We start from the raw sequence: 25,266 nt of genomic DNA on the forward strand, positions 1-25,266 counted from the left end.
GCCCCGCGTCCCGCGGCGCTCCGGACACGCAGGCCAGCAGCGAGGCCGGCAGCGGAGGCCGTTAGCGGCGGAAGGCCGTCACCGGCGGGACCTTGGGATCCTCGCCGCCCTGGACGAACACGTAGCGCCCCGGGGCTGTGAACACCAAGGCGGGGTCGCCGGCGAACCCGTGCAGCAACGTGATTTCCCTGGTGACCTTGCCGCTCGCGAGGGACAGGACGGTGAGCTCGGCCGCCTTGTTCCTGAGGCTGCGCGGCGTCAACAGGCTGACCGCATCGGCCGTTGTGAGCAGGCCGTCGACGCCATGGCTGGTCTTGTGCCGCCAGAGTTCCCTGCCGGTGAAGTCGAACGCGACGAGATCGGCCTCCCAGGAGTACTTCCGGTGGCCTTCGGCGACGGCGACGATGACGTCCCCTTGGACCCGCAGAGTCCGGATGGGCATCCCGCCGTAGTCTCTCGCGTACAACTGCAGGTCGCCCTCGCTGGTGGACGTGGGGAACGCGGCGCGTTGGCGGCCGTCCGGTGTGAAGGTGACCAGCTGCTGCCTGCCCCGCTCGCCAGGCTCCTTGCTGTAGACGACGACCGGATCGGCGGACACAACGGAGGTGTCCTCGGCCTTGGCCGCAGTGGGCAGCGGAGCCGACCAGCGCAGGGCACCGGTGCGGGGGTCCACGACGGCGACGGTCGTCTTCGCCGCGTCCGGCCCGCACTGGACGGTGGTCGCGACGGCCGCGCCAGAGGCGGTCAGCGCATTGAGCCCCGAGTCGAAGACGCAGGACTTGGGGGCCTTCCACGTCCAACGGGCTTGACCCGTGCGCAGGTCCAGGCCGCGCAGGCCCCGGTCCGTGGGCAGCACGGCTGAGCCCGTGCTCGTGGCGAGGATCCCGGTGGCTCCAGGGCGCCAGTACCGCATCACCTTGCCCAGTCCCGTCTTCCACAGCTCCTTGCCGCTGGTGAGATCGACGGCCGCGACCTGATTGCAGGGTCCCTTGTCGCTCCCGTACGCGAGCAACCCGATCCCGTCCGCCGCCGTCTCGGCCATCGTGCAGACGACATGCGGCTCGGGCACCTGGTAGGCCCACGATTGCGTGCCATTGCCCAGGTCATAAGCGATCGCGCCATCGGTACGGACCCGTACGACCAGCTTCGCGGTCGCCCACGCGCCCTTCCCGCGCAACGAACTCGGCCGGTCGGGCTCGGCCGACCAGGCCTCGTCGTAGGTCTCGCCGTGCACGCCGGCCCACAGGACGGTCCCCCCGTAGCCGCCCGCGACCAGTGCGACGACCAGCGCGATGGCTGCAGGCAGCCGCATGCCCACCAGAACGACCGCCCCCACGATCGGGACACAGCAGACGATCGCGAAGAAGAACGCGGCGAAGTGCAGGCCCGAGCCGTTGGGGCAGGAGCCGCTCCCGCAGCTTCCGCCCGACTCGATGTTGACGGCGATCCAGCCCAGAACGGAGATGACGATGGCCGCGCCGATGAGGATCCCCAGCACGGCCCAGACGAGCAACTGGGCGACCGTACGGCCGGCGGAAGGCTCATGCTCCTTGAAGCGCAACGTCGCCCCTCGCCCTCACCCGATGATCAGCAGGAGGATAGATCAAATAATCGGTTCACGGTCGCCACTACGGTGTGCCAGGGTCGGCCCGATGAAGACATCACGAGGTGATCTGCTGCGCTGGCAGTTCGAGCTGACCTGGTCGTTGTTCGAGTACCACCTGGAACGGCTCGTACCCGACGACTTCCTCTGGGAGCCGGTATCGCACTGCTGGACCGTGCGCCCCGCGGCCGACGGGACGTGGGTGCCGGACTGGGCGGACACCGAGCCGGACCCCGTCCCCGTCCCGACGATCGCATGGCTGACCTGGCATATCGGCTGGTGGTGGAGCACCACCATCGATCACGCCGAGGGCAGGCCGCCGCGCGAACGCACTGCGATCACCTGGCCGGGCGAGAGCGCGGCCGTCGAGTGGCTGCACGGTCTCCGCAAGGACTGGCTGGCCGTCCTGGACCGCCTCACCGACTCCGATCTCGACGCCACCGCCCCGTTCCCCTGGCAGGGCGACCCCGGCCACACGGTCGCCCACATGCTCGGCTGGGTGAACGCAGAGCTCATGAAGAACGCCGCCGAGATCGGCTCGGTCCGGCTCCAGCACGCCGCCCGCTGACCCCGCCCGGGGTTCGCTGCGGTTCTGGCGGGCAGAGACCTTCGAGGAGAACGCTCGGAGGAGGGTCTCGATCATGGTGAAGACCGGTAGGACCGCAGGTCAGACGGGTCTACTGGGGATCTATCTGAATGATCACCTGGCGGGTGCCACGACCGGGGTCGAGCTGGCGCGGCGGGTCGCCGCCGCCAAGCGCGACGACCCGGGCGGCGAGGTGCTGCGCGGGCTGGCGAACGAGATCGCCGAGGATCGCGCGGCGCTGCTGAAGATCATGGCCGCGCTCGGCGTCCCGGTCCGGCGCTACAAGGTCATCGGTGGCTGGGCGGCCGAGAAGGCGGGCCGGCTGAAGCCCAACGGCAGGATCGTCCGGCGGTCGCCGCTGAGCGACCTCGTCGAGCTCGAGGCGTTGCGGCTCGGTGTGGAGGGCAAGTCCGCCCTGTGGGCGGCGCTGCGGACCCGGGCCGGGAGCCATCCGGCGCTGGACGGCGAACGGCTGGACGACCTGTTCTCGCGGGCGCGGCGCCAGTCCGAAGTGATCGAAGACCTGCGCCTGCGCGTCGCCTCCGAAGCGTTGCGATAACTCGGGGGGGAAGGGAATCGTCATGCGGATCGTCGTCATCGGAGCCACCGGCAACATCGGGACGAGCACCATACGAGCCTTGAGCAAGGACCCGCAGGTCACCTCGATCCGCGGGCTGGCACGCCGGCTGCCGGACTGGAAGGCCGAGAAGACCGACTGGGCCGTCGCCGACGTGCGGAAGACCGATCTGGTCCCGTTGCTGCGCGGTGCGGACGCGGTCGTTCTGCTGTCCTGGCTGTTCCAGCCGACTCACGACCCGATCGCCACGTGGCGCACCAACGTGCTGGGCAGTGAACGGGTGATGCGTGCCGTGGCCGAGGCCGGGGTCCCGGCGCTCGTCTACTCCTCGTCCGTCGGGGCGTATTCGCCGGGGCCCAAGAACCGCGCCGTGGACGAGACCTGGCCGACGCACAGCTGGCCCACGGCGGCGTACGGACGGGAGAAGGCCTACGTCGAGCGCCTCCTTGACGGATTCGAGCGTGACCATCCGGAGTGCCGGGTCGTACGGATGCGGCCTGGATTCTGCTTCATGCACGAATCGGCACCCGAGCAGCGGCGCCTGTTCGCCGGGCCCCTGCTGCCCGGGCGGCTGGCCCGCCCGGGACTGATCCCGATCGTTCCCGACCTGCCCGGCCTGCGGTTCCAGGTGCTGCACTCGGCAGATGCGGGTGAGGCCTTCCGGCTGGCGGCCACCAAGGACGTGCGCGGGCCGTTCAACATCGCGGCCGAACCCGTCATCGACCCCGCCGAGCTGGCCGACCTCTTCGGCGCCCGCGTGGTGCGGATCCCGCTCCAGGCCGCCCGCGCCCCCCTGGCCGCGGCCTGGTCGCTGCACCTCGTCCCCGCCTCGCCCCAGCTGCTCGACCTGGCGCTGCGGGTCCCGATCATGGACACCGCACGTGCGCGTGACGAGCTCGGCTGGACACCGGTGCGCACCGCGCGCGAGGCGTTGCAGGAGTTCATGAGCGGGCTGCGCGCCGGCGAGGGGATGGAGACGCCGCCACTGTCACCGGCCACGGGCGGGCCAGCGCGGATCCGGGAGTTCGTCACGGGAGTCGGCCGAAAGCCCTGAAAAGTCCTGCGAGGCCAAACCCCGGTGTGGGGGCTCCGACCCAGAGGAAGTATGGGCATGTTGGATCTGTCCACCGCCCAGTGGCGCAAGAGTAGTCACAGCGCTCACGAGGGCGGCGAATGCGTCGAGGTCGCCGACCTCCGCGCCGCCGTGGGCGTTCGGGACTCGAAGGCTCCTGAGGCGGGGCACCTGTCGTTGTCGGCGGCAGGCTTCCAGACCTCGTCGCCCGAGTGAAGCGGGACGAGCTGGACCTCTAGGTGCGGTCCTTCCCGCTGAGCGAAATTCAAATTAAGCCCCCTGACCCGAGGCCAGGGGGCTTATTGCATCGACTTTCCCGGACTAGTCAGGCCGCACCTGAATCCAGAGCTCCACCCAATACGTCCCTTCCCTGCAGTCGTAGTCCCACCATTCTCCCCGCTGAAGACCGAGGTTGCCGCGCTGATAGCACGACCACCATGGATTCGACCCGTAGTAGGAGTCGTAATAGCGGAACGGCGACTCCGCCTGCTGGGCGACGGACGCCGTCGCGGCTCCGGCAGGCGGGGCCGTGACGACCCCTGCCGTCAAGGCCGCGCAAATACCGGCGATCGCCAACATCTTTTTCACGTACGGATCCTCCGCCTCCCTTTGGCCTCCGTGCGATCCACAGAAGCACCGTTGCGTCGATCTTCGATCAGAGCGCGCCATTACGGGGAAAACTTCGGATGAATAACAATGGGCGACTCAGGTAATCGCCAAGCAGCCGATTTCGGCTAAATATTTGACTTTATAATGATGCTCGAAGCGCATCCAGATCACTATCGGCCAAAGATCGCCGATATCCTGCCACGGTGACGACAGAGCAGACATTTCGCATTGGTGAACGCAGTGTCCGGCGGCTCGGGTTCGGGGCCATGCGGCTCCCGACCGAGCCCGGGCCGGCCCGGGAGGGCGCCATCGCGGTGGCCCGGCGGGCGGTCGAGCTGAGGGTCACGCTGATCGACACCGCGCACCTGTACGGCTGGGGCGCCAACGAGGAGCTTCTCGCCGAAGCGCTCTATCCGTATCCGGACGACCTGCTCATCACGACCAAGGTCGGGGTCGCGCCGCCGGACCCGCCGCGCGAGGCCGCGCTCTGCGGGCGGCCGGACTTCCTGCGCGACCAGGTCGAGGAGGGTCTTCGGAGGCTCCGGGTGGAACGGCTCGACCTGCTCCAGCTGCATCGCGTCGACCCGGAGGTGCCGCTCGCCGACCAGGTCGGGGCGCTGCGGGAGCTCCAGGTGGCGGGCAAGATCGGCCACATCGGGCTGTCGGAGGTCACCGTGGACCAACTTGAGGAAGCGCGGCAGATCATCGACGTGGTCAGCGTTCAGAACCGCTACAACGTGCTCGATCGGGAGCATGAGGCTGTGCTCGACGCCTGTGACGCGGCGGGCATCGCCTTCTTGCCTTGGCGGCCCGTTCATCCTGCGGTGGGGTCGTCCGAAATAGGCGAGATCGCGGCCGAGCTGGGCGCCACGTCGGCGCAGGTCTCGCTCGCCTGGCTGCTCCATCGTTCGCCGGTCGTCCTGCCGATACCCGGCACCGCGACGATCGCGCACCTGGAGGAGAACGTCGCCGCCGCGGACCTCCAACTGTCCGATGAACAGCTCCGGAGGCTGGACCAGATGACCGCCGCCGGTCGGTAAGATCCCTTTTGTCCTCGTCGAGGGCTTGGGGGTCGGTTGCAGGGAAGTCTGGCGGCACGCGCCGAGGTGCATCCGCGCACGGCGCGGACGATCGCCATCGCCGTGCTCGGAAGCCTGGTGAGCGTATACGCGCTCGGCGCGATCAGCGGGCCGGGCAGGGCCGCCGTCATCGTCCCGCTCATCCTCGCGGTGCTGGGGCTGCAGTTCCGGTACGTGCTGTCGTCGCTCCGGCGGTTCCAGACCCTCGGTGTGACGGCGCTCCAGGCCCTCCTGGTGTACGTGGCGGTGCTGGCCTTCGGGGTCTCGGTCGGGATCATCGGGCTCCTGATCGGATCGCTGCTCCTCGCCTCGGCATGGCGGGCCGCCCTGGTGGCCGGGCTCACCGTGCCCGTCATCCACGCGACCCGGGCCGAGTCCATCCCGAACCTTCTCGACTTCACGATCACGCCGGTGCTGATCGCCCTCGTCACGTACGGACTGTCCAGGCTGACCGACCGGATCGACGAGGTGCACGCCGCGCGCGTCACCCTGGCGCTGGCGGCGGTCGAGGAGGAACGGCTCCGGATGGCGGCCGAGCTCAACGAGAGCGTCGGCCGCGGGCTGGACACGATCGCCGCCGCGCGGCCTGAGAATCTGGAGGACGTGCTCGCGGTGGCCCGCCGGTCGCTGGCCACCGCCCGGTCGGCCGCCGCCGACCTGCGCAGCCTCTCGCTGACCCCGGAGATCTCCGCAGCCCGCGGGTTGCTGTCGGCGGCGGAGATCGAGGTCACGGTGCGGGTCGGGCACGAGGAGCCGCTCGGGCAGGCGGGCGCCCTGCTGGCCACCGTGCTGCGGGAGGCCGTCACCGACGTCGTACGGCAGGGCACGGCGCGGCACTGCGCCATCGAGACCACCGAGAGCGAGGGCCTCGTCGTCCTGCGGGTCACCAACGACGGGGTGCCCACGGCCGCGCTCGGGGCCGAGGCGCTCGTCCCGCTGGCCGAACAGGTCGAGGCGGTCGGCGGTCACCTGCGTACCGGGCTGGGGCCCGACGGTCGTTTCTCCGTCGAAGCCGCGATCACCTCCGCGCCCGCACCCGCCGCCAAGGCGAGCCGTGAACACCGGCTGGCGGCGGGGCTGCTCACCGTCGTGCTCGCCGGATTCTGCGCGAAGGCGTTCCTCCTGCTGACGGTCCCCTGGACGCTGCTGGCCGCAGTGCCCTGCCTCACTCTCATCGTGCTGCTCCAGCTTCGCTGGACCCGGCCTCGTGGAGACCACTGGGCCTGGTTGCTGCTGTTGCAAGCCGTGCTGAGCTACGTGCCGCTGGTGTGGTTCGGAAAGGCGTGGGGCGGGCTGCCCGGCTTTCTGGCGGGCACGCTGCTGGTGGCGTTGCCCTCAGCGGTGGCCTGGCCCCTGACCGTCGCCGTGATGGCGAGCATGGGCCTGATCGCGTGGCACCTGGACCAGAGCACCCCGGTGATCGTGAACTCCGTGGTCAGCGTGCTGGTGACCGGGCTCGTCGTGTACGGGCTGGTCCGGCTCGCCCAGCTGGCCGACGAACTGCGGGCCGCCGGGGACGGGATCGCGCGCGCCGCCATCGTGCAGGAGCGGCTGCGCGCCGCCCGCGACCTGCACGACCTGCTCGGGCACAGCCTCGCCGCGCTGCTGCTCAAGGGTGAGCTCGCCCGCAGGCTGCTCGCCGTCGACCGGGACCGCGCCGAGGCCGAGCTCTCCGACGTGGTCGAGATGGCCGTCCGGGCCCGCGCCGACATGGAGGCCGTGACCGGGGCCGCCCCGCGTCTGGAGCTCGAACCCGAGCTGGAGTCGGCGCGTTCCGTGCTCGGCGCGGCGGGGATCGAGGTCCGGGTGGTCCGGGACGGCGTCCCGCCGCCCGCCGCCGAGGGCGTGCTGAGCACGGTCCTCCGGGAGGCCGTCACCAACATGCTCCGGCACAGCGCGGCCCGCCACTGCGAGATCACGGTGGGCGCGGACCGGCTGGTCGTGGAGAACGACGGCAGCCCGTCCGAGGTCACGCCGCCCGGCTCGGGGATCGGCAACCTCACCACCAGGCTGAACGCCCTCGGCGGGCGGCTCGACGCGCGCCTGGCCGGCGACGGGCGGTTCCGGGTCACGGCGCTGCTGGAGTCCGCCGCTGACCCCGTCACCGATTCCGTCACGGTCGCACCCATGACGACGTCATAGGTGATCGGTGATCACGTCTCTGTTGACCGAAGCCGCAGGTCAGCAGAGTAGAGGGCATGAGCGAAGCAGTCGGGATCAACGACGCGGCACAGAATAACGACGCGGTACAGATGAACGCCGTCAGCAAGGTCTACGGCAAGGGGAAGAGCGCGGTGGCCGCCCTCCGCGAGGTCTCGGTCACGTTGCCCAAGGGTGGCTTCACCGCGGTGATGGGGCCGTCGGGGTCCGGCAAGAGCACCTTCTTGCACTGCGCGGCCGGCCTGGACAAGCCCACCGCGGGCACCGTGCGCTTGGGCGGCACGGACCTGTCCGGGATGAACGAGACGAAGCTGACCGAGTTGCGGCGCGAGCGGGTCGGCTTCGTGTTCCAGGCGTTCAACCTCGTGCCTTCGCTGACCGTCGAGCAGAACGTGACGCTGCCGCTGAGGCTGGCGCGCGGCCGCACTGACCGTGCCCTCACTGACAGAGCGTGGCTGAACGAGACGCTGGAGCGGGTCGGGCTCGGTGGCCGGACCACCCACCGGCCTGCCGAACTGTCGGGTGGGCAGCAGCAGCGGGTGGCGATCGCCCGGGCGTTGATCACCAAGCCGGAGGTGGTCTTCGGCGACGAGCCGACCGGTGCGCTGGACACCATGACCGCCCGGGACGTGCTGACATTGCTGCGCGAGACCGTGGACACCCTCGGCCAGACGGTCGTCATGGTCACCCATGACCCGGTGGCCGCCTCGTACGCCGACACCGTGCTGTTCCTGGCGGACGGCCGCATCGTCGACTCGTTGAGCGCGCCGACGGCCACCGCCGTGGCCGAGCGCATGACCCGGCTGGGGGCGTACGTCTGATGTTCTCTCTCGCACTGAGCACCCTGCGGCACCGCCGCGCCGCGTTCGCCGGCGCGTTCGTCGCCCTCTTCTGCGCCGCCGCGCTCGTCACCGCCTGCGGCATGCTGATGGACACCGGCCTGCGCGGCAAGGTGTCACCCGAACGCTACGCGGGCACCCCGGTCGTGGTCGCCGGAGATCCCCAGTCGCACTTCCTCAAGGACAAGGGCGACGGCGAGTTCAAGCGCAAGTCCAAGCCGAACACCGCCCGCGCCTGGATCCCCGAAGCCACGGCCGCCCGGCTCCGCGCCGTCCCCGGTGTCCGTTCGATCGTCACCGAGGTCAGCTTTCCCGTCATGGTTCCCGGCGCGGGCGCCGTCGAGGGGCACGGCTGGGAGTCCGCCGCGCTGACCCCGTTCACGCTCAAGGCGGGCCGCGCACCCGCGGCACCCGACGAGATCGTGGTGGACGCGTCGGCGGGCCGGCCCGTCGGCGCGAAGATCAACGTGCTGACGTCCCTCGGCGCGGGCACCTACCGCGTCGTCGGCGTCACCGCCCAGCGCCTCGACAACCAGACCGTGATGTTCTTCGCCGGCGCCGAGGCGCGCCGCCTCGCCGGCCACCCCGGGAAGGTCAGCGCGATCGGTGTCTGGCCCGCTAACGCGGACGCCACTGCGGCCACTGCCACGGCGGTGCGGAACGCGGTGCGCGAGTCTGGCGCGACCGTGCAGACCGGAAAGGACCGCGGCCGGGTCGAGTTCCTTGGCAGTGACAGCGGACGCGTCAAGCTCATCAGCATGGGCGCGGCCCTCGGCGGCACCTCGCTCGTCGTGGCCCTCCTCGCCGTCGTCGGCACGTTCGGCCTGGCGATCCAGCAGCGGGAACGTGAGATGGCGCTGCTGCGCGCCATCGCCGCCACGCCCCGGCAACTCCGCCAGATGATCGGCAAGGAGGCCCTGCTCGTCGGGCTCGGGGCGACGATCCCCGGCGCCGTGACGGGGCTGCTCCTCGGATCCTGGCTGCACGGCGCGTTCGCCGACCTCGACGCCATCCCCGCCAACCTGCCGCTCGTGGTCGGCCCGTTCGCACCGATCGTCGCCGTCACGGTGACGGTGGCTGCCGCCTGGCTCGCCGCCCGCATCTCCGCCCGCCGCGTCGCCCGCCTCCGCCCGGTCGAGGCGCTGGGCGAGGCCGCGCTCGCCCCGGCGCGCACGCCGTGGCTCCGGGTCGTGGCCGGGGTGGTCGTGTTCGCGGGCGCCGTCGTGCTGACCTTCGTGCTGCGGGGCATCCACACCGAGGCGGGCTCCGGACCGCTGACACCGTTGACGGCGCTCCTCTACGCGACCTCGATCGGCCTGCTGGGTCCGGTCCTGGCCCGCGTCACCGTCGGGCTGGTCGCGCTGCCGCTGCGCATGGCGGGCGGCGTCGGCGGGCTCGCCGCCGCCAACCTGCGCACCGGCGCACGCCGCCTCGCGGCCGTGATCACCCCGCTCACCCTGATGATCGCGCTGGCCTCGACGCTGCTGTTCGCGCAGACCACGGTCAAGGGCGCCGCCGACTCCCAGGCCCAGGCGGGCAACGTCGCCGACTTCATCCTCGGTCCGGCGGTCCCGGCCCCGGCCGCGGAGTCCGTGCGCCGCGTGCCCGGCGTACGAGCGGTCACCGAGATCCTGCACAGCCGGGTGCGCTCCACCAACAGCCCCTACAGCGTCCAGGGCGTCACCCCCGCCGGGCTCAACCACACCATGGACCTGGACGTGCGATCGGGTTCGCTCGCCGAGTTCGGCGACGGCACCATGGCCGTACGGGAGAATCTCGGCCTCAAGGTCGGCGACAAGAAGTCGTTCTCCATGGCCGACGGCACACCCGTCACCCTGCGCGTCGTCGCCGTCTACAAGCGCGGGCTGGGCTTCGGGGACTTCACCCTCCCGCACGCCCTCGTGGCCGCCCACGTGGACGTTCCGATGGGGACCGTCCTGGTGTCCGCGCCAAGCGTGAGCCGCGACGCGCTGAGCAAGGCCACCGCCGCCTTCCCCGGCCTCAACGTCCAGGAACGCGCCACCGCACCGGACAAGGCCGACGGCGGCACCGCGGTCAACTACCTGTCGCTCGCGCTGATCGTCGCGTTCGCCGCCATCTCGATGGTCAACACCCTCGCCATGGCGATCGCGGGCCGCGTCCGTGAAATCGCCCTGCTCCGGCTCGCCGGTGCGACCAAGCGCCAGGTCCTGCGGACGCTGGGCCTGGAGACCTGGGCCGTCGCCCTGATCGCCGCCGTGCTCGGCACCGCGATCGCCCTCGTCACGCTCACCGCGTTCAGCACCGGTATGACCGGCTCGGCCACGCCGCACATCCCGCTCGCGGGTTACGCGGCGATCATCGCCGGATCGGCGCTGCTCGCCCTGCTGGCCACGACCGTCCCGGCCCGGGCCGCCCTTCGCGCCGCTCCGGCCGGAGTCATAGCCGCCCGCGAGTAGGGCCCGATGAGGCAGACCCACACGGACGCCATGGTGCATACCGCGCCATGGCGTCCTCGCGTCCTCGCGTCCTCGCGTCCTCGCGTCCTCGCGTCCGAGCTACGAGCTACGAGCTACGAGCTACGAGCTACGCTCCCCCTGCGACGATCATCGGAGGGCCGGTGGAGATCTGGGAGCTGGTGGCGCGCGAGCGTGTCCGCGACACGCTGGCCGCCTATACGAACGCCGGTGACCGCGGCCGGGCCGAGGAACTGGCCGCGACGTTCACCGAGGACGGCGTCCTGGAGATCCGCGGCGGCGAGACCCACACCGGCCGGGCCTCGATCGCGGCGATGGTGGCGGAGGCGGTCGAACGCGGCTCGGCGCCGGGGCGCGCAGAGCGGCCCGGCGTCATCCGGCACTTCGTCACCAACGTGCGGTTCGAGGAGGTCACACCGCTCCGCGTGCGGACCTCGGCGTACTTCCTGGTGATGAACGCACACGGCCCCGACCACTGGGGACGCTACCGCGACGCCCTGGTGCCGGTCGGCGATCGGTGGTTGTTCGAACGGCGCCTGGTCGGGGTGGACGGATGGGCCCCGGACTCCACGATGGTCCGTTGATGATCCCTTGATGGCCCGTCAGAGCCAGCCGTTGTCCTTGGCCAGGCGGTAGGCCTCACCTCTCGTGCCCACGTGGAGCTTGGCGACGGCACTGGCCAGGTAGTTGCGCACCGTGCCACTCGACAGGTGGGTCCGCTTGGCGATCACCGCGACGGGGGTGTCGTACTCCGCCAGGCGGAGCACTTCCAGCTCCCGATCGGTGAGCGGGCATTCCGGAGCGGTCAGCGCGTCGGCCGCCAGCGCCGGGTCGACATAACGGCCGCCTGCGTGCACCCGCCGGATCACGTCGGCAAGCGCCCCGCCCGGGGACCCCTTCGGGAGGAAACCCTTGGCCCCTGCGTCGAGCGCCCGCTTGAGCAGCGGGGCCTTGCGGTGCCCGGTGAGAATGACCACCGCGCACGACGGCAGGGCGCTCGCCAGCTCCGTGCTCACCTCCAGACCGGTGAGCCCGGGCATGTCCAGATCGACGACCGCGACGTCCGGGTGGTGGGACAACGCCAGCTCCACCGCCGCCCGGCCGTCGCCCGCCTGGGCGACCACCTCCAGGTCGGGTTCGAGCCCGAGGAGCGCGGCCAGCGCGGTCCGGATCAGCTCCTCGTCGTCGGCGAGCAACACCTTGATCATGCTTGCACCGGCAGGACGGCCCGCAGCGTGAACCGGCCGTCCACGGCCTCCGTGGACAGGCTGCCGCCGCCCTCGGCCATCCGTTCGGCCAGCCCCGGCAGCCCCGAGCTGTGCCGGTCCGGCTCGGGCGTCCCGGCCCCGTCGTTCGTCACGGTCACCCGCACCTCGCCCTCCCGCTGAACGATCTCGATGTCGCACCAGCCCGCCCGGCTGTGCCGGAGCACGTTCGTGCTCGCCTCCCGCAACAACGGGACGAGCCGCGCGGCGACGTCGGGCGGCAGTTCCTCCGCCGGATGTGTGACCGTACAGCGAACGCCGGACGACTCGAAGACCTGCCGGGTCGCGTCGAGCTGGGCGCGCAGGTCGACCGTGCGGTAACCGTGCACCGTCCGCCGTAGATCGTCGAGTGCCGACACCGCGAGGCGGCGCAGCTCGGCGACCTCCGCGGTGGCACGCTCGGGCGAGACCGGGCCGAGGCGCTCGGCCAGCTCGGCTTTCAGCGCCAGCACCGACAGGTCATGGCCGAGGAGGTCATGGACGTCCCGCGCGAAGCGGAGCCGTTCCTCGGCGGCCGCCAGCTTCGCCTGCGCCGCGCGCCCCGCCTCGGCCTCCAGCAGGAGATTCCACAACCACACGTGCAGCCCCGCACCAAAGATCAGTGTCAGGCCGACGCTCACGGCCAGCACGACCTGGTCGACGACCTCCCCGCCGGTCCACCACGCCACCCCCGCCACGGTCGCGAGCGCCGCGACCATGACCGGCGCCGCCAGCCGACGGCCGGCGAGCAGAGGTGCGGTGGCGATGACGGCGGCGCCGATCCAGGCCCACGTCTCCCACCCCTCGCCGAGCGGCCCGGCCAGCGGAACGGTCAGCAACGCGGTGGCTGCGAAGGCCACAGCGAAGCGACGATGCAAGGACCTTGACAGTGACGGCGTGACCGCTGAGTAGAGCACGCACGCCTGTGCGGCCGTGAAGGCGACGATGGACGCCAGCCCGGCGACGATGCGCACGGCGCTGGGCTCGCTCAAGGCGCCGAGGGCGGGCATGATCAAAGTGGTGGCCACGCCCATGCCCAGCATGGCCAACGTCGCCATCCTGGCCCTGCGCATCCGGGGGTCGGGCACATCGGCGATTGTATGAACGCCCGGCCACGTCATGTGATCCGCACGGGCGACCGATGACAATCCGCATCTGTGGCTTGCACCGCGCCCGCCGGATTCTGAAGCCATGACAACCATTACTCAGAAGACACGGCAAAAGACACGGCAGAAGACCTCCTCTAGCGCACTTCGCTTCATCGGGCACTACGTCGAGATGGTCATCGCAATGGTCGTCGGTGAGATGCTCTTCGCCGGCGTCTGGACCACCGGCTCGGTGCTCCTGGGCGAACCGGGCTTCCTCACCCGGCCCGACGTGGACTCCCTCGTGATGGCCACGAACATGAGCCTCGGCATGGCGATCTGGATGCGGGTCCGCGGTCACGCGTGGCCTGGCATCGCGGAGATGAGCGCCGCGATGTACGTGCCGTTCCTCGTGCTCTTCCCGGCCCTCTGGACCGGCGCGCTCTCCGCCTCCGACTTCATGATGTGGGGGCACATGCTGATGATGGGGGCAATGCTCCTGGTGATGCTGCGCCGCCGTACGGAGTACGCGGGCTCCCACCACGAGCATGACCACGGACGGGCGAAAGCAGTCGCGACGGCGGCACCCGAGACAACCCCGGCCTCCAGGGGACGCCGCGTCATGGCGGAGCTCAAGCACCGCTGGCCGACGGGGTTGGCGCTCCTGATGACCATCGATCTCTGGGTACAGCCCGCGGTCCCGCCCGCGTGGACGCTGCTCGTACTCCCGGGCGCGTACCTGCTGATCGGCGCCGTACGCCGGACGCTGACCGGTTCCCGCGACGTGGCGATCCAGCTGGGCGGCCTCCTGGGCTACCTCGCCCTGGCAGCGGCGGCGATGTCGGTGGACCCGGACCTCACGCCCTATCTGGTGGCGGCCGGGTGGCTGCTCCACGCGGTCTGGGACGTCGTTCACCACCGGACCGGCAAGGTCGTCCCGCGCGGCTACGCCGAGTGGTGCACGGTCTTCGACGTGGCCATCGGCGCGACGATCCTCCTCGCGGTCGCCTGGTGACCCCAGCCGACAGGACCGGTTTTGTCGGAGGCGTTCGAAAGGATCGTCCTGACGGTGAGCGAACCGGTTCCGGCATCCGCCGGGGCCGCCTCCGGATAGGTTGCCGACCGCGTCGTCGAACGCGGTCGGCGGGTTCGTGCGGGCACCGGGCGGAGGAGGATCGTGAACGCGGACGAAGACGCGTGGGAACGGGGCAGCGGCGTACGGGTGGTGCCACCCGTCCAGCCCCGCAAGCTGGCGAAGGTGCCCTTCGTCGAGATGGCGGACGGCCGGTTGCAGGGAGTCGTGTCGAGCGGGTCGGACATCGCCCGCGTGTACGTCTCGTCGATCACCGCCGGGACACACGGTTTCAACTGCAGCACCAACAACAATCGGCCCTGCGGCGGTCTGGGCGGCTCCTCACCGTGCAAGCACCTCCGATCGCTGGTGGACGAGGCGGTGCTGCAGTACGGACGAGAGCGAGTGGCCCGCTACCTGCAGATCGAGGTCGGTGAGGACGACCATCTGATGGAGGGGCTGGAGGGGACGCGCGAGTCCGCTCCAGCGGCGGTGGTCTTCAGCAGGTTCCTGCGTCACCTGGCCTACCTGGAGTTGCCCGTCACGACGGAGCCCGTGGCAGAGATGCACTGGTTCCCGGCCACGAGGGCGGTCATCTGATGCTCGGCGTACAGCTGGCCCAACTCCACGACGGCGACCGGCCGGGCGTCGCGGAGGCACTTGATCTGGTTGCGGGATTCGATGACGCCCTCGTGCACGGGTTCGCCCGGCTGGGCGAGGAGCGTGCCGCCGCACTGACCGCGCTGGCCGGCGCCGTGGCGGCGAGCCCGCTCGGGCCCGCCGTGAGCGAGGCCGCGGACAAGGTCGCTGCGGGTTCCATCGGTGAAGAGCACCTCACCGCCCTGGCCGGGGCGCGCACCGCCCTTCTCGGGGCCGTGCACGACGCGCTGCTCGACCGGCTCGACACCGCGCTCGGACGTACCCGGGCCGCATGGGAGGAGAGTGCGTCCACAGCGGCGCCTGCGGACAACCTCCTCAGTGGCTCACGATCCTGGCTCCATGAGCTCGGCATCACCGGATGGCGCGGCGTCGACCACGATCTCGTCTCCTCGTCCGGCCAGACGCTGGAGGCACTACTCGCCGAGCCCCGCCTGCGGCGCCTCGCGGTGCTCCTCGACGGGCTCGCGGCGGAGCTCCGGGCGTCCTGCCCGATCGCGACCATGGCACGGCTGCCCGTCCGGCGATGGGCCGACCTGTGGACGCGAGCCGTGCTGCTGTCACAGCCGGGCGCGCGGCCTGCCGCCTCCGTCGAACCGGTGACCGGACGGCTGCTCGTTCTCGGGGCGGACGTGCACGAGCACGGCACCGCCGTCCAGGTCCAGGTTCATGGCGTCCTGGAGCCCGCAGGCGGCGCGCCGACGCGCCTCGTCCGCGCCAGTGTCGCGGCGGCGAAGGTCGACACGATCGTGGGCCCGGCCGTCTGGCGGCTGCTGGCCGGACATCCCGTGCTGCTCACCGCACTCGCCGAGCGCCGGAGCCTCGATCTCGCGGACATGCCCCTGTCGAGCAGCGGCGACCTGGCCTGGCAGGACGACAAGGCGACCGTGGGCGCCCCGGCCGATCCGTTCGCCACCGCGCGGCTCCAGCTCGCGAACGCCAACGCGCCGGCCGTACCCCCGCTCGAACGCCATCCGATCCGCATCTCCGAGCCGGTCCTTCTGGAGGATTACGAGACCGACGGCGACCGCTGGACGCTGGACGGGCACTCCATCAGGGTCGACCTCGATCGGCTACCGGCATCCGGTCCGTTGACGCCCGAGCTGGTGGCCGCCTCCTCTGCCTGCATCGGTCTGGTGCGCTGGGACGCCGGCGGCTGGCGGGTCCAGCCGCTCGCCGTGCAGGCCACGGTCAAGCGCAAGCCGGTCGAGGCGCACACCGGCGACTGGGCCCAGGGCCCGACCGATCCCAAGGTCGTGAAGGCCGAGGCCAAGGCCGGTGACGCGGTCGCCGTGCTGCGCGAGCGGGCGGGACGGTTGCTGCGGGAATGAACGACTCCATCGTGGATTCCGACGCCAACCGGCGGCAGGTGCTCTACTGGCGGCTCCTGGCCCGGCTCTTCGACGGCGACGAGCAGCCTTCGCTTGAGGCGGCCAGCGTGGCGATCGTCGACGACCTCGGCCTGCCTCCGGCGCTGCTCGACCCTGGTGTCTCCGTCGACAACATCGTCCAGCGCTTCCCCGCCCTGGGCCCCGAGTTGCAGGGGCTGATGGCGCCCAAGGACGTGGACGCAGGTTCCGAGGATCAGGTTCGCAGGGCCGCCCTCGTCTCCAAGCTGCTGCTCAACGTCTTCTCGACCGGCTCGGGCAGCGTGACCGCCGGGCAGCTGGCCGGATGGCAGCAGGACGCGGGCTGGCTCAAGCAGGCGCTCGGCGAGGAGGGCGCGAGCGAGATGTCGGGCGTCCTGTCCGGCATGGAAGGCGACCTCGTCAAGCGCATGAAGCTGCGCGAGGTGCTGGCCGACCCCAAGCTCGCCGCGCGGCTCACCCCGAGCATGTCGCTCATCGAGCAGTTGCTGCGCGACAAGTCCAACCTGTCCGGCGTCGCGCTCGCCAACGCCAAGTCGCTCATCCGCAGGTACGTCGACGAGGTCGCCGAGGTGCTCCGCACGCAGGTCCAGCAGACCAGCGCGGGCACCATCGACCGGTCGGTGCCGCCGAAGCGGGTGTTCCGCAATCTCGACCTCGAACGCACGATCTGGAAGAACCTCACCAACTGGAGCCCCGAGGACGAGCGGCTGTACGTCGACCGGCTGTTCTACCGGCACACCGCCAAGCGGACCACACCGGCCAAGATGATCGTGGTCGTCGACCAGTCGGGCTCGATGGTCGACTCGATGGTCAATTGCACCATCCTGGCGTCGATCTTCGCCGGCCTGCCCAAGGTGGACGTGCACCTCATCGCATTCGACACTCGTGCGCTCGACCTGACGCCCTGGGTGCACGACCCGTTCGAGGTGCTGCTCCGCACCAAGCTCGGCGGCGGCAACGACGGCCCGGTCGCGATGGCGATGGCCCGGCCCAAGATCACCGATCCGGCCAACACGGTGATGGTGTGGATCTCCGACTTCTACGAGTTCGACCGCTCGCAACCGCTGTTCGACGGCATCGAGGCGGTGCACCGGTCGGGCGTGAAGTTCATCCCGGTCGGCTCGGTCAACAGCTCGGGGCACCAGAGCGTCGACCCGTGGTTCCGGCAGAAGCTCAAGGACCTGGGCACACCCGTGATCTCAGGCCACATCCGCAAGCTCGTCTTCGAGCTCAAGAACTTCATCGGCTAGCTCGTCCGGCACGGACGGCCGGCCCTTCTCACACTCACAGGCCCTCGCGGGCCACACAGGACGCATTGGAGACCCGGAGAATGACCGACGAGATGCTGCGCGCCCCGGCCGAGGTCAAGTACGCCGAGGAGCTCGACTGGCTGGAGTCCGTCGACGACGCGCCCAAGCCGTTCTCGTGGCGGCTGAGCCCGCGGATGGTCCGGCTGTTCATCCTCGGCTCCGAGCCCTCCGACGGGCTCGACCGCGAGATCCCGCAGAAGTGGTTCGGTGACCGGAGCTTCGTCGAGCGCAGCATCGTCACGCTGGCGTCCGACCGCGGGCTGCTGCTGATCGGCGACCCCGGCACCGGCAAGAGCTGGCTGGCCGAGCTGCTCTCCGCCGCCATCAGCCGCAACTCCACGCTGGTCGTGCAGGGGACGGCGGGCACCACTGAGGACCACATCAAGTACTCGTGGAACGTCTCGATGGTGATCGCCAAGGGCCAGTCCCGCGAGTCGATGATCCCCTCACCGATCATGACCGCGATGGAGCGGGGCGTCATCGGCCGCTTCGAGGAGCTGACCCGGTCGACCAGCGACGTGCAGGACGCGCTGATCTCGATCCTCTCGGAGAAGTACGTGTCGATCCCCGAGCTCGACGACGACAACATCGTCTTCGCCCAGCCCGGCTTCTCCATCATCGCCACCGCCAACAGCAGGGACCGCGGCGTCAACGATCTCTCGTCGGCGCTCAAGCGCCGGTTCAACTTCGTCCGCATCCCGGTGGTGACCAACAAGCGCAGCGAGGCGGAGATCGTCCGCTTCCGCACCACGGAGCTGCTGAAACGGCATCAGATGGAGCTGGAGCTGCCGCCCACCCTCCTGGACATCCTGCTGCAGAGCTTCGCCGACCTGCGGGCCGCCGCGGCGTCGGCCACCAGCGACGACGAACGGCTGGAGTCGGCGCTGTCCACCGCCGAGCAGATCGGCGTCCTTGAAGACGCCATCCTGCACAGCCAGTTCTTCGGAGACCGCACGCTGCGGGCGGGGACGCTCGCGGGTTCGCTGGTCGGTTCGCTCGCCCGGCGCACCCCCGAAGACCTGGCCATCCTCAACAAGTTCTGGCACGGCGTGATCGAGCCGCGGAGCAAGAAGGACGAGGACGGACCCTGGACCGAGTTCCTGGACGGCGGCCGCGAGGCGATCGCCAAGCTCTCATGAGCGAACCCTTCGGCGCCCTGCGCGCACAACTGCTCGACGCCGCCCAGGCGTTCGCCGGTGGCCCCGGCGCCGTGCCCGACCTTCTGTCGGGCCTGGTCGACGACGTCGATCGGGCGCTGCGCGAGGAACTTGAGATCTTCCCGGTCTGCCATCACTCGCCGGCGTCGGCGCTGGCCATGGTGCGGCGCCTGCGCGAGAAGCAGCCCAAGGTCATCTACATGGAGCTGTGCGAGGATCTGCGGCCGCTGCTCGACGAGCTGCGCAACTGCCGGCTCCCGGTCGCGCTGCAGGCGTTCGCCAGCGAGATCGACGGCTTCCCTGCCGAGTGGGCACCGCTGAGCGTGGTGGCGCCCATCACCGAAGCGTCGGCCGAATACCAGGCCATCGCGTACGCGCTCGACACCCCCGGCGTCGAGCTGGTGCTGGTCGACCGTTCGACCGACCACGTCTTCCAGTGGGAGCCGCGCGACCAGCCCGAGCCGGAGAACGTCGAGCCCGAGCCGGAGAACGTCGAGCCCGAGAAGGTCGAGCCCGAGGCGGCCGCGCCCGAAGAGGGCGAGGAGGCCGCGCTGCACGGTGACGCCGTCGGCATCGAGATCGGTGACCTGCGGCCGGGCTTCGCCGAGCTGGAGGCGTACCTGCTCCACCACGGCAAGGTCCGGCACTGGTCGGAGTGGTGGGACCAGTACGTCGAGCAGCCCCTGGCCGATGCCGACTACGCCACGTACCGCCAGGTCATGGTCTTGATCGGCAGCCTCTTCCGCCGCCTGCGCCCCGACGCGGGCGACCGGACCCGTGCCCGCGACGAGGACCGCGAGCGCTACATGTGGACCCGGATGCGCGAGCACCTGGCCACGTCCGGCGCCGATCCGGAGCAGTGCCTCTACATCTGCGGTGCCTTCCACGCGGCCAGCCGCGTCGAGCAGTTCGGGCTGCGGGCGGAGGTGACCGAGTTCGAGATCAGCCCGCGGACGGCGACGCGCTGGCAGTACGGGCTCATCCCGTCCAGCCACTCCGCCATCGAGGCACAGTTCGGCCTGGCCTCCGGGTCGGTGTCGATCGCCGCCGCCACCTGGACCAAGGCCGTGACCCGCGGTGGCCTCACCCCGTTCCAGCTCGACGGCCAGAAGGGCACGCGCAAGCGGTCGCGCCGCAAGCGCGAGCTCGGCACCCCCGCGCCCCGGGAGCCGGTCGCCGACCGGCTGTCGGGTTTCCTGGCGCGCCCGCCCGCGCTGGACGCGCTCGACGAGGCCGAGCTGCTCGGGTGGTGCGTCGACATCGTCCGCCTGGCCCGGCGCAACGGCTACTTGGCCAGCACCGCCGACGCGATCGCGGTGTTCGAGACGTCCATCCTGCTCGCGGGCATGCGTGGCCGTGCCCGCCCGACGCCGTACGACTTCCAGGACGCGGCGATCACCTGCATCGAGAAGGACGCCGTGCCGGGCCGCTGCGACGTGCGGCGGCTGTGCGAGATCCTGCTCGGCGGCGACCGGGTGGGCGAGGTCGGGTACGACGCGTTGCCACCGCTCGCCCGCGATGTGCTCGACCGGCTGAAGCCGCTCGGGCTCGACCTGGAGAAGCGGACGATCCAGCGTGCCCTGCTCGATCTCGACGCGCGCCCCGAGCTGGTGCCGTGCTCGGATCTGCTCTGGGTCCTGCGCCGCCTGCTGCCGAGTGATGCCGTGCGCCCCATCATGGGTTCGCGCAGGCTGGGCGAACGCTCGATCCAGGAGAGCTGGGATCTGGCGATCGGCCGTCACCAGCGGTCGATCGTCGAGCTCGGCTATGAGGGCGTCACCCTTGAGCAGGTGCTGGAGAGGCGCCTCCGCCGTGCCGTGTGGGCGCCCAAGGCCACTGCCGCACAGGCGCTGGCGGCCGTGGAGGATTCCATCCTCTATCTGGGGAGCCGGCGGTTCACCGACGAGCTCGGCACGCGGGCCGTCGAGTTGCTCGCCGCCGAACGCACCGTGGACGACGCACCCGAGGTTCTGCGCCGCATCCGGCGGCTGCTGACCCACTACCGCGCCACCGAGCCGGAGCTGCCGGAGTGGTGCCAGTCGTTCGTCACGGCCGGTTACGCGCACTACTGCACGCTGCTGCCGACCGCCTTCGTGGACGAGGAGACCGGCGTTCGCCAGGTGGCGGCGATGCTCGGATTCCTGTTCGGCATGGAGAGCCTCGCGCTCTCCTTCGGCTGTGACCACGCCCAGCTCGAACTCGCCGTTCAGCAGTCACATCCCGAGGCGCCCGCCAAGGTCGCGCTGTTGTGGGCGGCCAAGTCGCAGCTCGGCCTGATGCCGATGTCCGAACTCCGGTCCAAGTGCGACGAGCTCCTCGGCAATCCGCTCGTCGTGCCGTCGTTCCCGCAGTACATGAGCGGGTTCGTGCAGGCGCTCGAGCCCGCCCCGGCCCTGGCGCCGTTCATGGTCGAGGTGTTGTCAAAGGCCTTCGCGCGCCTGCCGGACACCGTTCTCCTTCCGTGGCTGCCCAAGCTGATCACGACGCTGCGCGATCAGGCGCACGAGCTGGTGCCCGTGCTCGTCCGGGAGGCGGGCCGCACCTTCCCGGCCACCCTCGCCGCCGTCGACTCCTGGGTGCCGCCGTGGACGTCCAAGCCCCGGCCGCCCTCGTCACCGGCGTCCATCCAGGTCGCCGGCCCGGCCACGGATCTCCTCGCGAGCCACCCGGCCGCCTGTGACGCCGTGGCCGGCCTCTTCGGGTACGAGGCGGAGTGGCGGCCGGCCGTCGAGCCCACCGGCGGGCCCGGGATGCGCGAGGTGACCGCCCTCATGACCGATCACCCCGAGACCGCCCGGGCGCTCACGGCAGTCCTGCGTCTGTGACCGAGGCCGGAGCACGGCGAGGGCCACCCCGCAGGCGACGGGCATGCCGCCGGCGGGGTGGCCGTCCGGCTGTCAGCCGGTGACATCCGGCCACGGGGCGTCGCCCAGCGCGTTGAGCACGGGGACGAGCTGGGCCTCCTCATGGTCGAGGTGCGCCACAAGGCGTTCACCGAGCCGGTCCAAGTCCGCCACGACCTGCCCGGCGTCCGCCTCGTCGAGCGAGCCGAGCCCGTCGAGGAGGGCGCGCAGTTCGGCGCGGATCTGCGCGACCACATGGTGTTCGTCGCGCAGCTTTGCCAGCGCGGGGCCCAGCTCCGGGAAAAGCCCCTGGAGATGGGGGAACACCACGAGATCCTCGCCGGTGTGGTGCCGCTCCAGCCCGTCGCAGAACTCGATGCAGCGCGTGCGCAACGCCGACTCCAGCGTGGGTACGGGCATTGTGGCGGTGGCGGCACACCCGTCGAGGTGGTCGGCCACCTCGGCGCGGATGGCGGCGAGCTCCTCACGGAACCACCCGTGCAGCTTCACCAGCTCGTCCCCGACCGCGCGCAGCCGGGCCTCCTCGGCCGCGTCGGTCGGATGCAGGACGACCACGGGCAGCACCCGGGACGTACCGGCCTGGTAGTCGGCGAAACCCGGCGCGGCCTCGACCACCTGCGCGAAGAGCCGGTCACGCGCCTCGCCCCGGGCGGGCACGGCGATCATCGTGGCCGACTCGACGCGCGTGCCGTCCCCGATCTCCACGGTGACCCGGGGGTTGGCCACCAGGTTGTGGTACCAGGCCGGATGCGCCGGCGCCCCTGCGGCGGACGCGACGACCAGCAGCCGGTCACCGTCGCGGACGAAGCCGACCGGGCTGGTACGGGACCTGCCGGTACGGGCCCCGGTGGTGGTCAGCAACGCCAGCACCGCGCCCTCGAACGGGCCGCCGACGCGTCCGCCGTTGGCGCGGAACTCCTCGATGATCTGCCGGTTGAAGTCATTGGTCATGTTCTGGCGGTTCTCCTTTGTTCGGGGTCATCTGTGAACGGCCACGTGGCACGGCCGTTAGAAACCAGGGCTGAACGCCCCGCGAAGGGTCAGGGTGAATCAGGAAGCCATCGCACGGAATCAGTGGTCGTCATGCGCAGGCTGTGAAGGTGTGCCGCCCGCCTGAGCGCCGCCTCCCGGTCAGCGTCATATCTCTCGCAGCACGGAGGTCATTAGAACCCGCCCGGACCCCCGGGTCAAGGTGCGAGTGATCACAGATCCGGCGGGCGGCCCCCTCTCGGCTGATCACTCTTCGGGGGTCGCGGTGTAGGCCGCGGTGCACCGGTCGCCGGCGGCCTTCGCCTCGGCCGCGTCGGTCCCGGCCTCGATGCTCGCGTCCTTCCAGCTCTCGCTGCTGAGGGTCACGAAGGTCTTGCCCTCCTCCGACATGGCCCAGGCGGCGCCCTCCTCCGTCACGTCGGGCGCACCCGAGAGGTGGAGGGCGAGCCCCACGAGACCCATGTCCCAGCCGATGCCGACCGCGCCCGGGCCGAACTCGGCCCAGCGCTCGTCGTCGACATGGGCGATGTGCTCGAGCTCGAACCGCGTACGGCCGTCGGACTCGGGCGTCAGCCGCACCTCGATCCAGCTGATCTCACCGCCGTACTCCCAGGTCGCGGCGAAGCTCTTCGGCGGATCGCAGCGCTCGACCGTGCCCCCGGCGTTCCCCTCGAGCTGGAATCGGCCGCCCAGCCGCAGATCACCGGACACGGGCATGAACCAGCGCGGGATGCGCTCGGCGTTCGTGCAGGCGTCCCAGACGTCGTCGAGCTCGGCATCGTAGCTCTGGCTGATGGTGATGGTGCGGGCCTCGCCCGCCTCCAGCACGCGGCTGCCGACCCGGCGCCGCACGGCGTTGATCTGGTGGTTCACGTCGATCATTGATCGCTCCTCTGCTCTTTGAGCCGGCGCTCACGCTTGCCCCGGGCGAGCTCGGTGCCGAGCGCGTCCAGATGCGGTGTCCAGAAACGGCGGAAGCGGTCCAGCCACTCGTCCACGTCCCGCAGGGGCGCGGGATTCACCGCGTACAGCCGTCTGGTGCCCTCCGGGCGGACCGTCGCGAAGCCGTTGTCTCGCAACACCTTGAGGTGTTGTGACACGGCGGGCTGGGAGATCCCGAACTCCTCCTGGACGACGGCGCAGACCGCCCCGGAGGTCATCTCCCCGTTCGCGAGCAGTTCAAGGATCCGGCGGCGCACCGGATCACCGAGGACGTCAAAGGCATGCACGAGGAGAGAATATTTGCCGCCACTTATATAAGTCAACGCCGATAGAGATTGGCCGTTGTGCCGGCGGCCATTGGGAGCTATCGTGATATCACGATGTCTAAAGGACAAGCTACCAAGAACATGGTGCTGCGGCTCGATCCCGAGCTCGCCGAACGGCTGCGGCTGGTCGCCGAGGTCGAGGGCCGGACGGTGTCGGACGTGGCACGCGAGGCGGTGGCCGCACTGGTCGACCAGCGGCGTGCCGACAAACGTTTCCAGGCGCTGCTCGAAGAGAACCTCGCCCGCCACGAAGCGTCGCTGCGCATGTTGCGGGACTCGGAATGACACCCGCCGACCTCGTCGCCATCGCGGCCCGGCTGCTGGGCCTCGACACCGCGCAGGCCCTCGCGCTCGTCGACCTTGAAGCCGCCGAGACCGCCCTGAGCGAGGCCGCCCTGAATGAGACCGCGGAGCTGGATCTCCCGGTCGGGGAGCAGGCCGCCGCGCTGCTGGTGGCCCTCGTCCGCCACCGCCCGTTCGCCCGGGCCAACCGGCAGGTGGCGCTGCTCGCCACGCTGCAGTTCCTCGGCGAACGCGGTGTGGATCTCGACCTGCGCCCGGCCGACGCCCGCGACCTCATCGACTCGATCGCGGCCGGGACCACCGGCCGAGCCGCCGTCGCCGCGTGGATCGCCGCGCGGCTCCGTTCCCACGAGAGGCCGGACATGTCGAAGAAGCCCGCCCACTTCACCGAACGTGCCCATAACGCCGTAGCGGCCGCGCGTTCCGCCGCCACGGCCATGAGCCACAACTACGTCGGCACCGAACACCTGCTCCTCGGCCTGCTGGACGCGGGCGGCATCGGCGGCGAGGCGCTCGACCGGCTGAGCCTCACGCCGGAGGAGATCCGTACCGCGATCGAGCGGATCGTGGGCTACGGCACCGCCAGCGGCACAGACCCGCACCTGACGCCGCGCTCGAAGAAGGTCCTTGACCTTGCCCGGCGCGAGGCCAGGCGCCTGCGCTCCGACCATGTCGACACCGAGCACATCCTGCTGGCGATCCTCCGCGAGGGAGAGGGGCTCGCGGCGCAAATCCTGCACGAACGCGTGGGCACCGACCGGGTCACGGTCATGCGGACGGTGATGGACCTCGTCCGCGCCGAGGATGCGCCCTCCCGCAGCCACCGCCGCAAATACATCCTGGCGGAGTTGGAGCAGGTCTTCGAGGAGAACGAACGCCTGCACGGTGAGGTGGACCGGCTGCGCGCCCTCCTGCGCCGGCACGGCATCGAACCCGACAACGGCACCTCCCGTAGCGCCTGATCA

The 25,266-nt window shown here is 70.7% G+C and carries 24 protein-coding genes; 17 read left to right on the top strand and 7 right to left on the bottom strand.

Features of this window, described 5'->3' with window-relative positions:
• Positions 1-61 precede the first annotated feature (61 nt).
• Entirely contained in the window at positions 62-1,561 is a 1,500-nt protein-coding gene (locus tag F8566_RS07915; protein ID WP_151559274.1) for an outer membrane protein assembly factor BamB family protein, read from the bottom strand.
• Between the two features lie 91 nt (positions 1,562-1,652).
• On the opposite strand from F8566_RS07915, the gene F8566_RS07920 reads away from it, so the two are divergent.
• The 4 genes from F8566_RS07920 (at position 1,653) to F8566_RS07935 (ending at position 4,054) form a co-directional block, all read left to right on the top strand.
• Positions 1,653-2,171 carry a DinB family protein gene (locus F8566_RS07920; protein ID WP_151559275.1) on the top strand — a complete coding sequence of 173 codons (519 nt, stop codon included), beginning with the start codon at positions 1,653-1,655 and terminating at the stop codon, positions 2,169-2,171.
• 73 nt (positions 2,172-2,244) lie between these two features.
• On the top strand, positions 2,245-2,748 hold the full coding sequence (locus F8566_RS07925) for a hypothetical protein (protein WP_151559276.1): 504 nt from the start codon (positions 2,245-2,247) through the stop codon (positions 2,746-2,748).
• Between the two features lie 22 nt (positions 2,749-2,770).
• On the top strand, positions 2,771-3,820 hold the full coding sequence (locus tag F8566_RS07930) for an NAD-dependent epimerase/dehydratase family protein (RefSeq protein WP_151559277.1): 1,050 nt from the start codon (positions 2,771-2,773) through the stop codon (positions 3,818-3,820).
• Between the two features lie 57 nt (positions 3,821-3,877).
• Complete coding sequence (locus F8566_RS07935; RefSeq protein ID WP_318836391.1) at positions 3,878-4,054, top strand: DUF397 domain-containing protein; 177 nt, start codon at positions 3,878-3,880, stop codon at positions 4,052-4,054.
• A gap of 105 nt (positions 4,055-4,159) precedes the next feature.
• Here the strand turns inward: F8566_RS07935 and F8566_RS07940 are convergent, their stop codons facing one another.
• Complete coding sequence (locus F8566_RS07940) at positions 4,160-4,426, bottom strand: hypothetical protein (RefSeq protein WP_151559279.1); 267 nt, start codon at positions 4,424-4,426, stop codon at positions 4,160-4,162.
• Between the two features lie 224 nt (positions 4,427-4,650).
• On the opposite strand from F8566_RS07940, the gene F8566_RS07945 reads away from it, so the two are divergent.
• The 5 genes from F8566_RS07945 to F8566_RS07965 all read left to right on the top strand — a co-directional run bounded on the left by F8566_RS07945 (position 4,651) and on the right by F8566_RS07965 (position 11,565).
• Complete coding sequence (locus F8566_RS07945) at positions 4,651-5,487, top strand: aldo/keto reductase (protein ID WP_225992952.1); 837 nt, start codon at positions 4,651-4,653, stop codon at positions 5,485-5,487.
• Between the two features lie 36 nt (positions 5,488-5,523).
• A complete protein-coding gene (locus F8566_RS07950) occupies positions 5,524-7,668 on the top strand; it encodes a sensor histidine kinase (protein WP_151559280.1) in 2,145 nt (714 codons plus the stop codon).
• A gap of 56 nt (positions 7,669-7,724) precedes the next feature.
• A complete protein-coding gene (locus F8566_RS07955; protein WP_225992953.1) occupies positions 7,725-8,507 on the top strand; it encodes an ABC transporter ATP-binding protein in 783 nt (260 codons plus the stop codon).
• The gene (locus F8566_RS07960) at positions 8,507-10,963 is read left to right on the top strand and encodes an ABC transporter permease (RefSeq protein WP_151559281.1); all 2,457 of its coding nucleotides are present in this window, start codon (positions 8,507-8,509) and stop codon (positions 10,961-10,963) included. Before F8566_RS07955 ends, F8566_RS07960 begins: the two co-directional genes overlap by 1 nt.
• 161 nt (positions 10,964-11,124) lie before the next feature.
• Positions 11,125-11,565 (top strand): nuclear transport factor 2 family protein, encoded by a 441-nt coding sequence (locus F8566_RS07965; protein ID WP_151559282.1) that lies wholly within the window; start codon positions 11,125-11,127, stop codon positions 11,563-11,565.
• 18 nt (positions 11,566-11,583) lie between these two features.
• Here the strand turns inward: F8566_RS07965 and F8566_RS07970 are convergent, their stop codons facing one another.
• Together F8566_RS07970 and F8566_RS07975 are read right to left on the bottom strand one after the other, a co-directional pair.
• Positions 11,584-12,189: a response regulator transcription factor gene (locus F8566_RS07970; RefSeq protein ID WP_151559283.1), complete on the bottom strand. Its 606-nt coding sequence runs from the start codon at positions 12,187-12,189 to the stop codon at positions 11,584-11,586.
• Positions 12,186-13,313 carry a sensor histidine kinase gene (locus F8566_RS07975; RefSeq protein ID WP_225992954.1) on the bottom strand — a complete coding sequence of 376 codons (1,128 nt, stop codon included), beginning with the start codon at positions 13,311-13,313 and terminating at the stop codon, positions 12,186-12,188. Before F8566_RS07975 ends, F8566_RS07970 begins: the two co-directional genes overlap by 4 nt.
• 103 nt (positions 13,314-13,416) lie before the next feature.
• On the opposite strand from F8566_RS07975, the gene F8566_RS49690 reads away from it, so the two are divergent.
• The 6 genes from F8566_RS49690 (at position 13,417) to F8566_RS08005 (ending at position 21,701) form a co-directional block, all read left to right on the top strand.
• Positions 13,417-14,325 carry a DUF6010 family protein gene (locus tag F8566_RS49690; protein WP_192809569.1) on the top strand — a complete coding sequence of 303 codons (909 nt, stop codon included), beginning with the start codon at positions 13,417-13,419 and terminating at the stop codon, positions 14,323-14,325.
• A 162-nt stretch (positions 14,326-14,487) separates the two neighbouring features.
• Positions 14,488-14,982, top strand: a complete 495-nt coding sequence (locus tag F8566_RS07985; protein ID WP_151559285.1) for a hypothetical protein — start codon at positions 14,488-14,490, stop codon at positions 14,980-14,982.
• Positions 14,982-16,370, top strand: a complete 1,389-nt coding sequence (locus F8566_RS07990; RefSeq protein ID WP_151559286.1) for a hypothetical protein — start codon at positions 14,982-14,984, stop codon at positions 16,368-16,370. The genes F8566_RS07985 and F8566_RS07990 overlap by 1 nt, the downstream gene beginning before the upstream one ends.
• Positions 16,367-17,659 (top strand): VWA domain-containing protein, encoded by a 1,293-nt coding sequence (locus F8566_RS07995; protein ID WP_151559287.1) that lies wholly within the window; start codon positions 16,367-16,369, stop codon positions 17,657-17,659. Before F8566_RS07990 ends, F8566_RS07995 begins: the two co-directional genes overlap by 4 nt.
• Positions 17,660-17,739: 80 nt before the next feature.
• Positions 17,740-18,858, top strand: a complete 1,119-nt coding sequence (locus F8566_RS08000) for an ATP-binding protein (protein ID WP_151559288.1) — start codon at positions 17,740-17,742, stop codon at positions 18,856-18,858.
• On the top strand, positions 18,855-21,701 hold the full coding sequence (locus F8566_RS08005; RefSeq protein WP_151559289.1) for a DUF5682 family protein: 2,847 nt from the start codon (positions 18,855-18,857) through the stop codon (positions 21,699-21,701). Before F8566_RS08000 ends, F8566_RS08005 begins: the two co-directional genes overlap by 4 nt.
• Positions 21,702-21,773: 72 nt before the next feature.
• Here the strand turns inward: F8566_RS08005 and F8566_RS08010 are convergent, their stop codons facing one another.
• The 3 genes from F8566_RS08010 to F8566_RS08020 form a co-directional block, all read right to left on the bottom strand.
• Entirely contained in the window at positions 21,774-22,691 is a 918-nt protein-coding gene (locus tag F8566_RS08010) for a nitroreductase/quinone reductase family protein (RefSeq protein WP_151559290.1), read from the bottom strand.
• Between the two features lie 285 nt (positions 22,692-22,976).
• Complete coding sequence (locus F8566_RS08015) at positions 22,977-23,612, bottom strand: SRPBCC family protein (RefSeq protein ID WP_151559291.1); 636 nt, start codon at positions 23,610-23,612, stop codon at positions 22,977-22,979.
• On the bottom strand, positions 23,609-23,959 hold the full coding sequence (locus F8566_RS08020) for an ArsR/SmtB family transcription factor (protein ID WP_151559292.1): 351 nt from the start codon (positions 23,957-23,959) through the stop codon (positions 23,609-23,611). Before F8566_RS08020 ends, F8566_RS08015 begins: the two co-directional genes overlap by 4 nt.
• 93 nt (positions 23,960-24,052) lie before the next feature.
• Here F8566_RS08020 and F8566_RS08025 point away from each other — a divergent pair, with 93 nt between their 5' ends.
• Both F8566_RS08025 and F8566_RS08030 read left to right on the top strand, forming a co-directional pair.
• Positions 24,053-24,283: a ribbon-helix-helix protein, CopG family gene (locus F8566_RS08025; protein ID WP_225992955.1), complete on the top strand. Its 231-nt coding sequence runs from the start codon at positions 24,053-24,055 to the stop codon at positions 24,281-24,283.
• Positions 24,280-25,263, top strand: coding sequence for a Clp protease N-terminal domain-containing protein (locus F8566_RS08030; RefSeq protein WP_151559293.1), 984 nt, complete (start codon positions 24,280-24,282; stop codon positions 25,261-25,263). Before F8566_RS08025 ends, F8566_RS08030 begins: the two co-directional genes overlap by 4 nt.
• Positions 25,264-25,266 lie beyond the last annotated feature (3 nt).

It is taken from the genome of Actinomadura rudentiformis (assembly GCF_008923185.1).
Classification (GTDB): domain Bacteria; phylum Actinomycetota; class Actinomycetes; order Streptosporangiales; family Streptosporangiaceae; genus Spirillospora; species Spirillospora rudentiformis.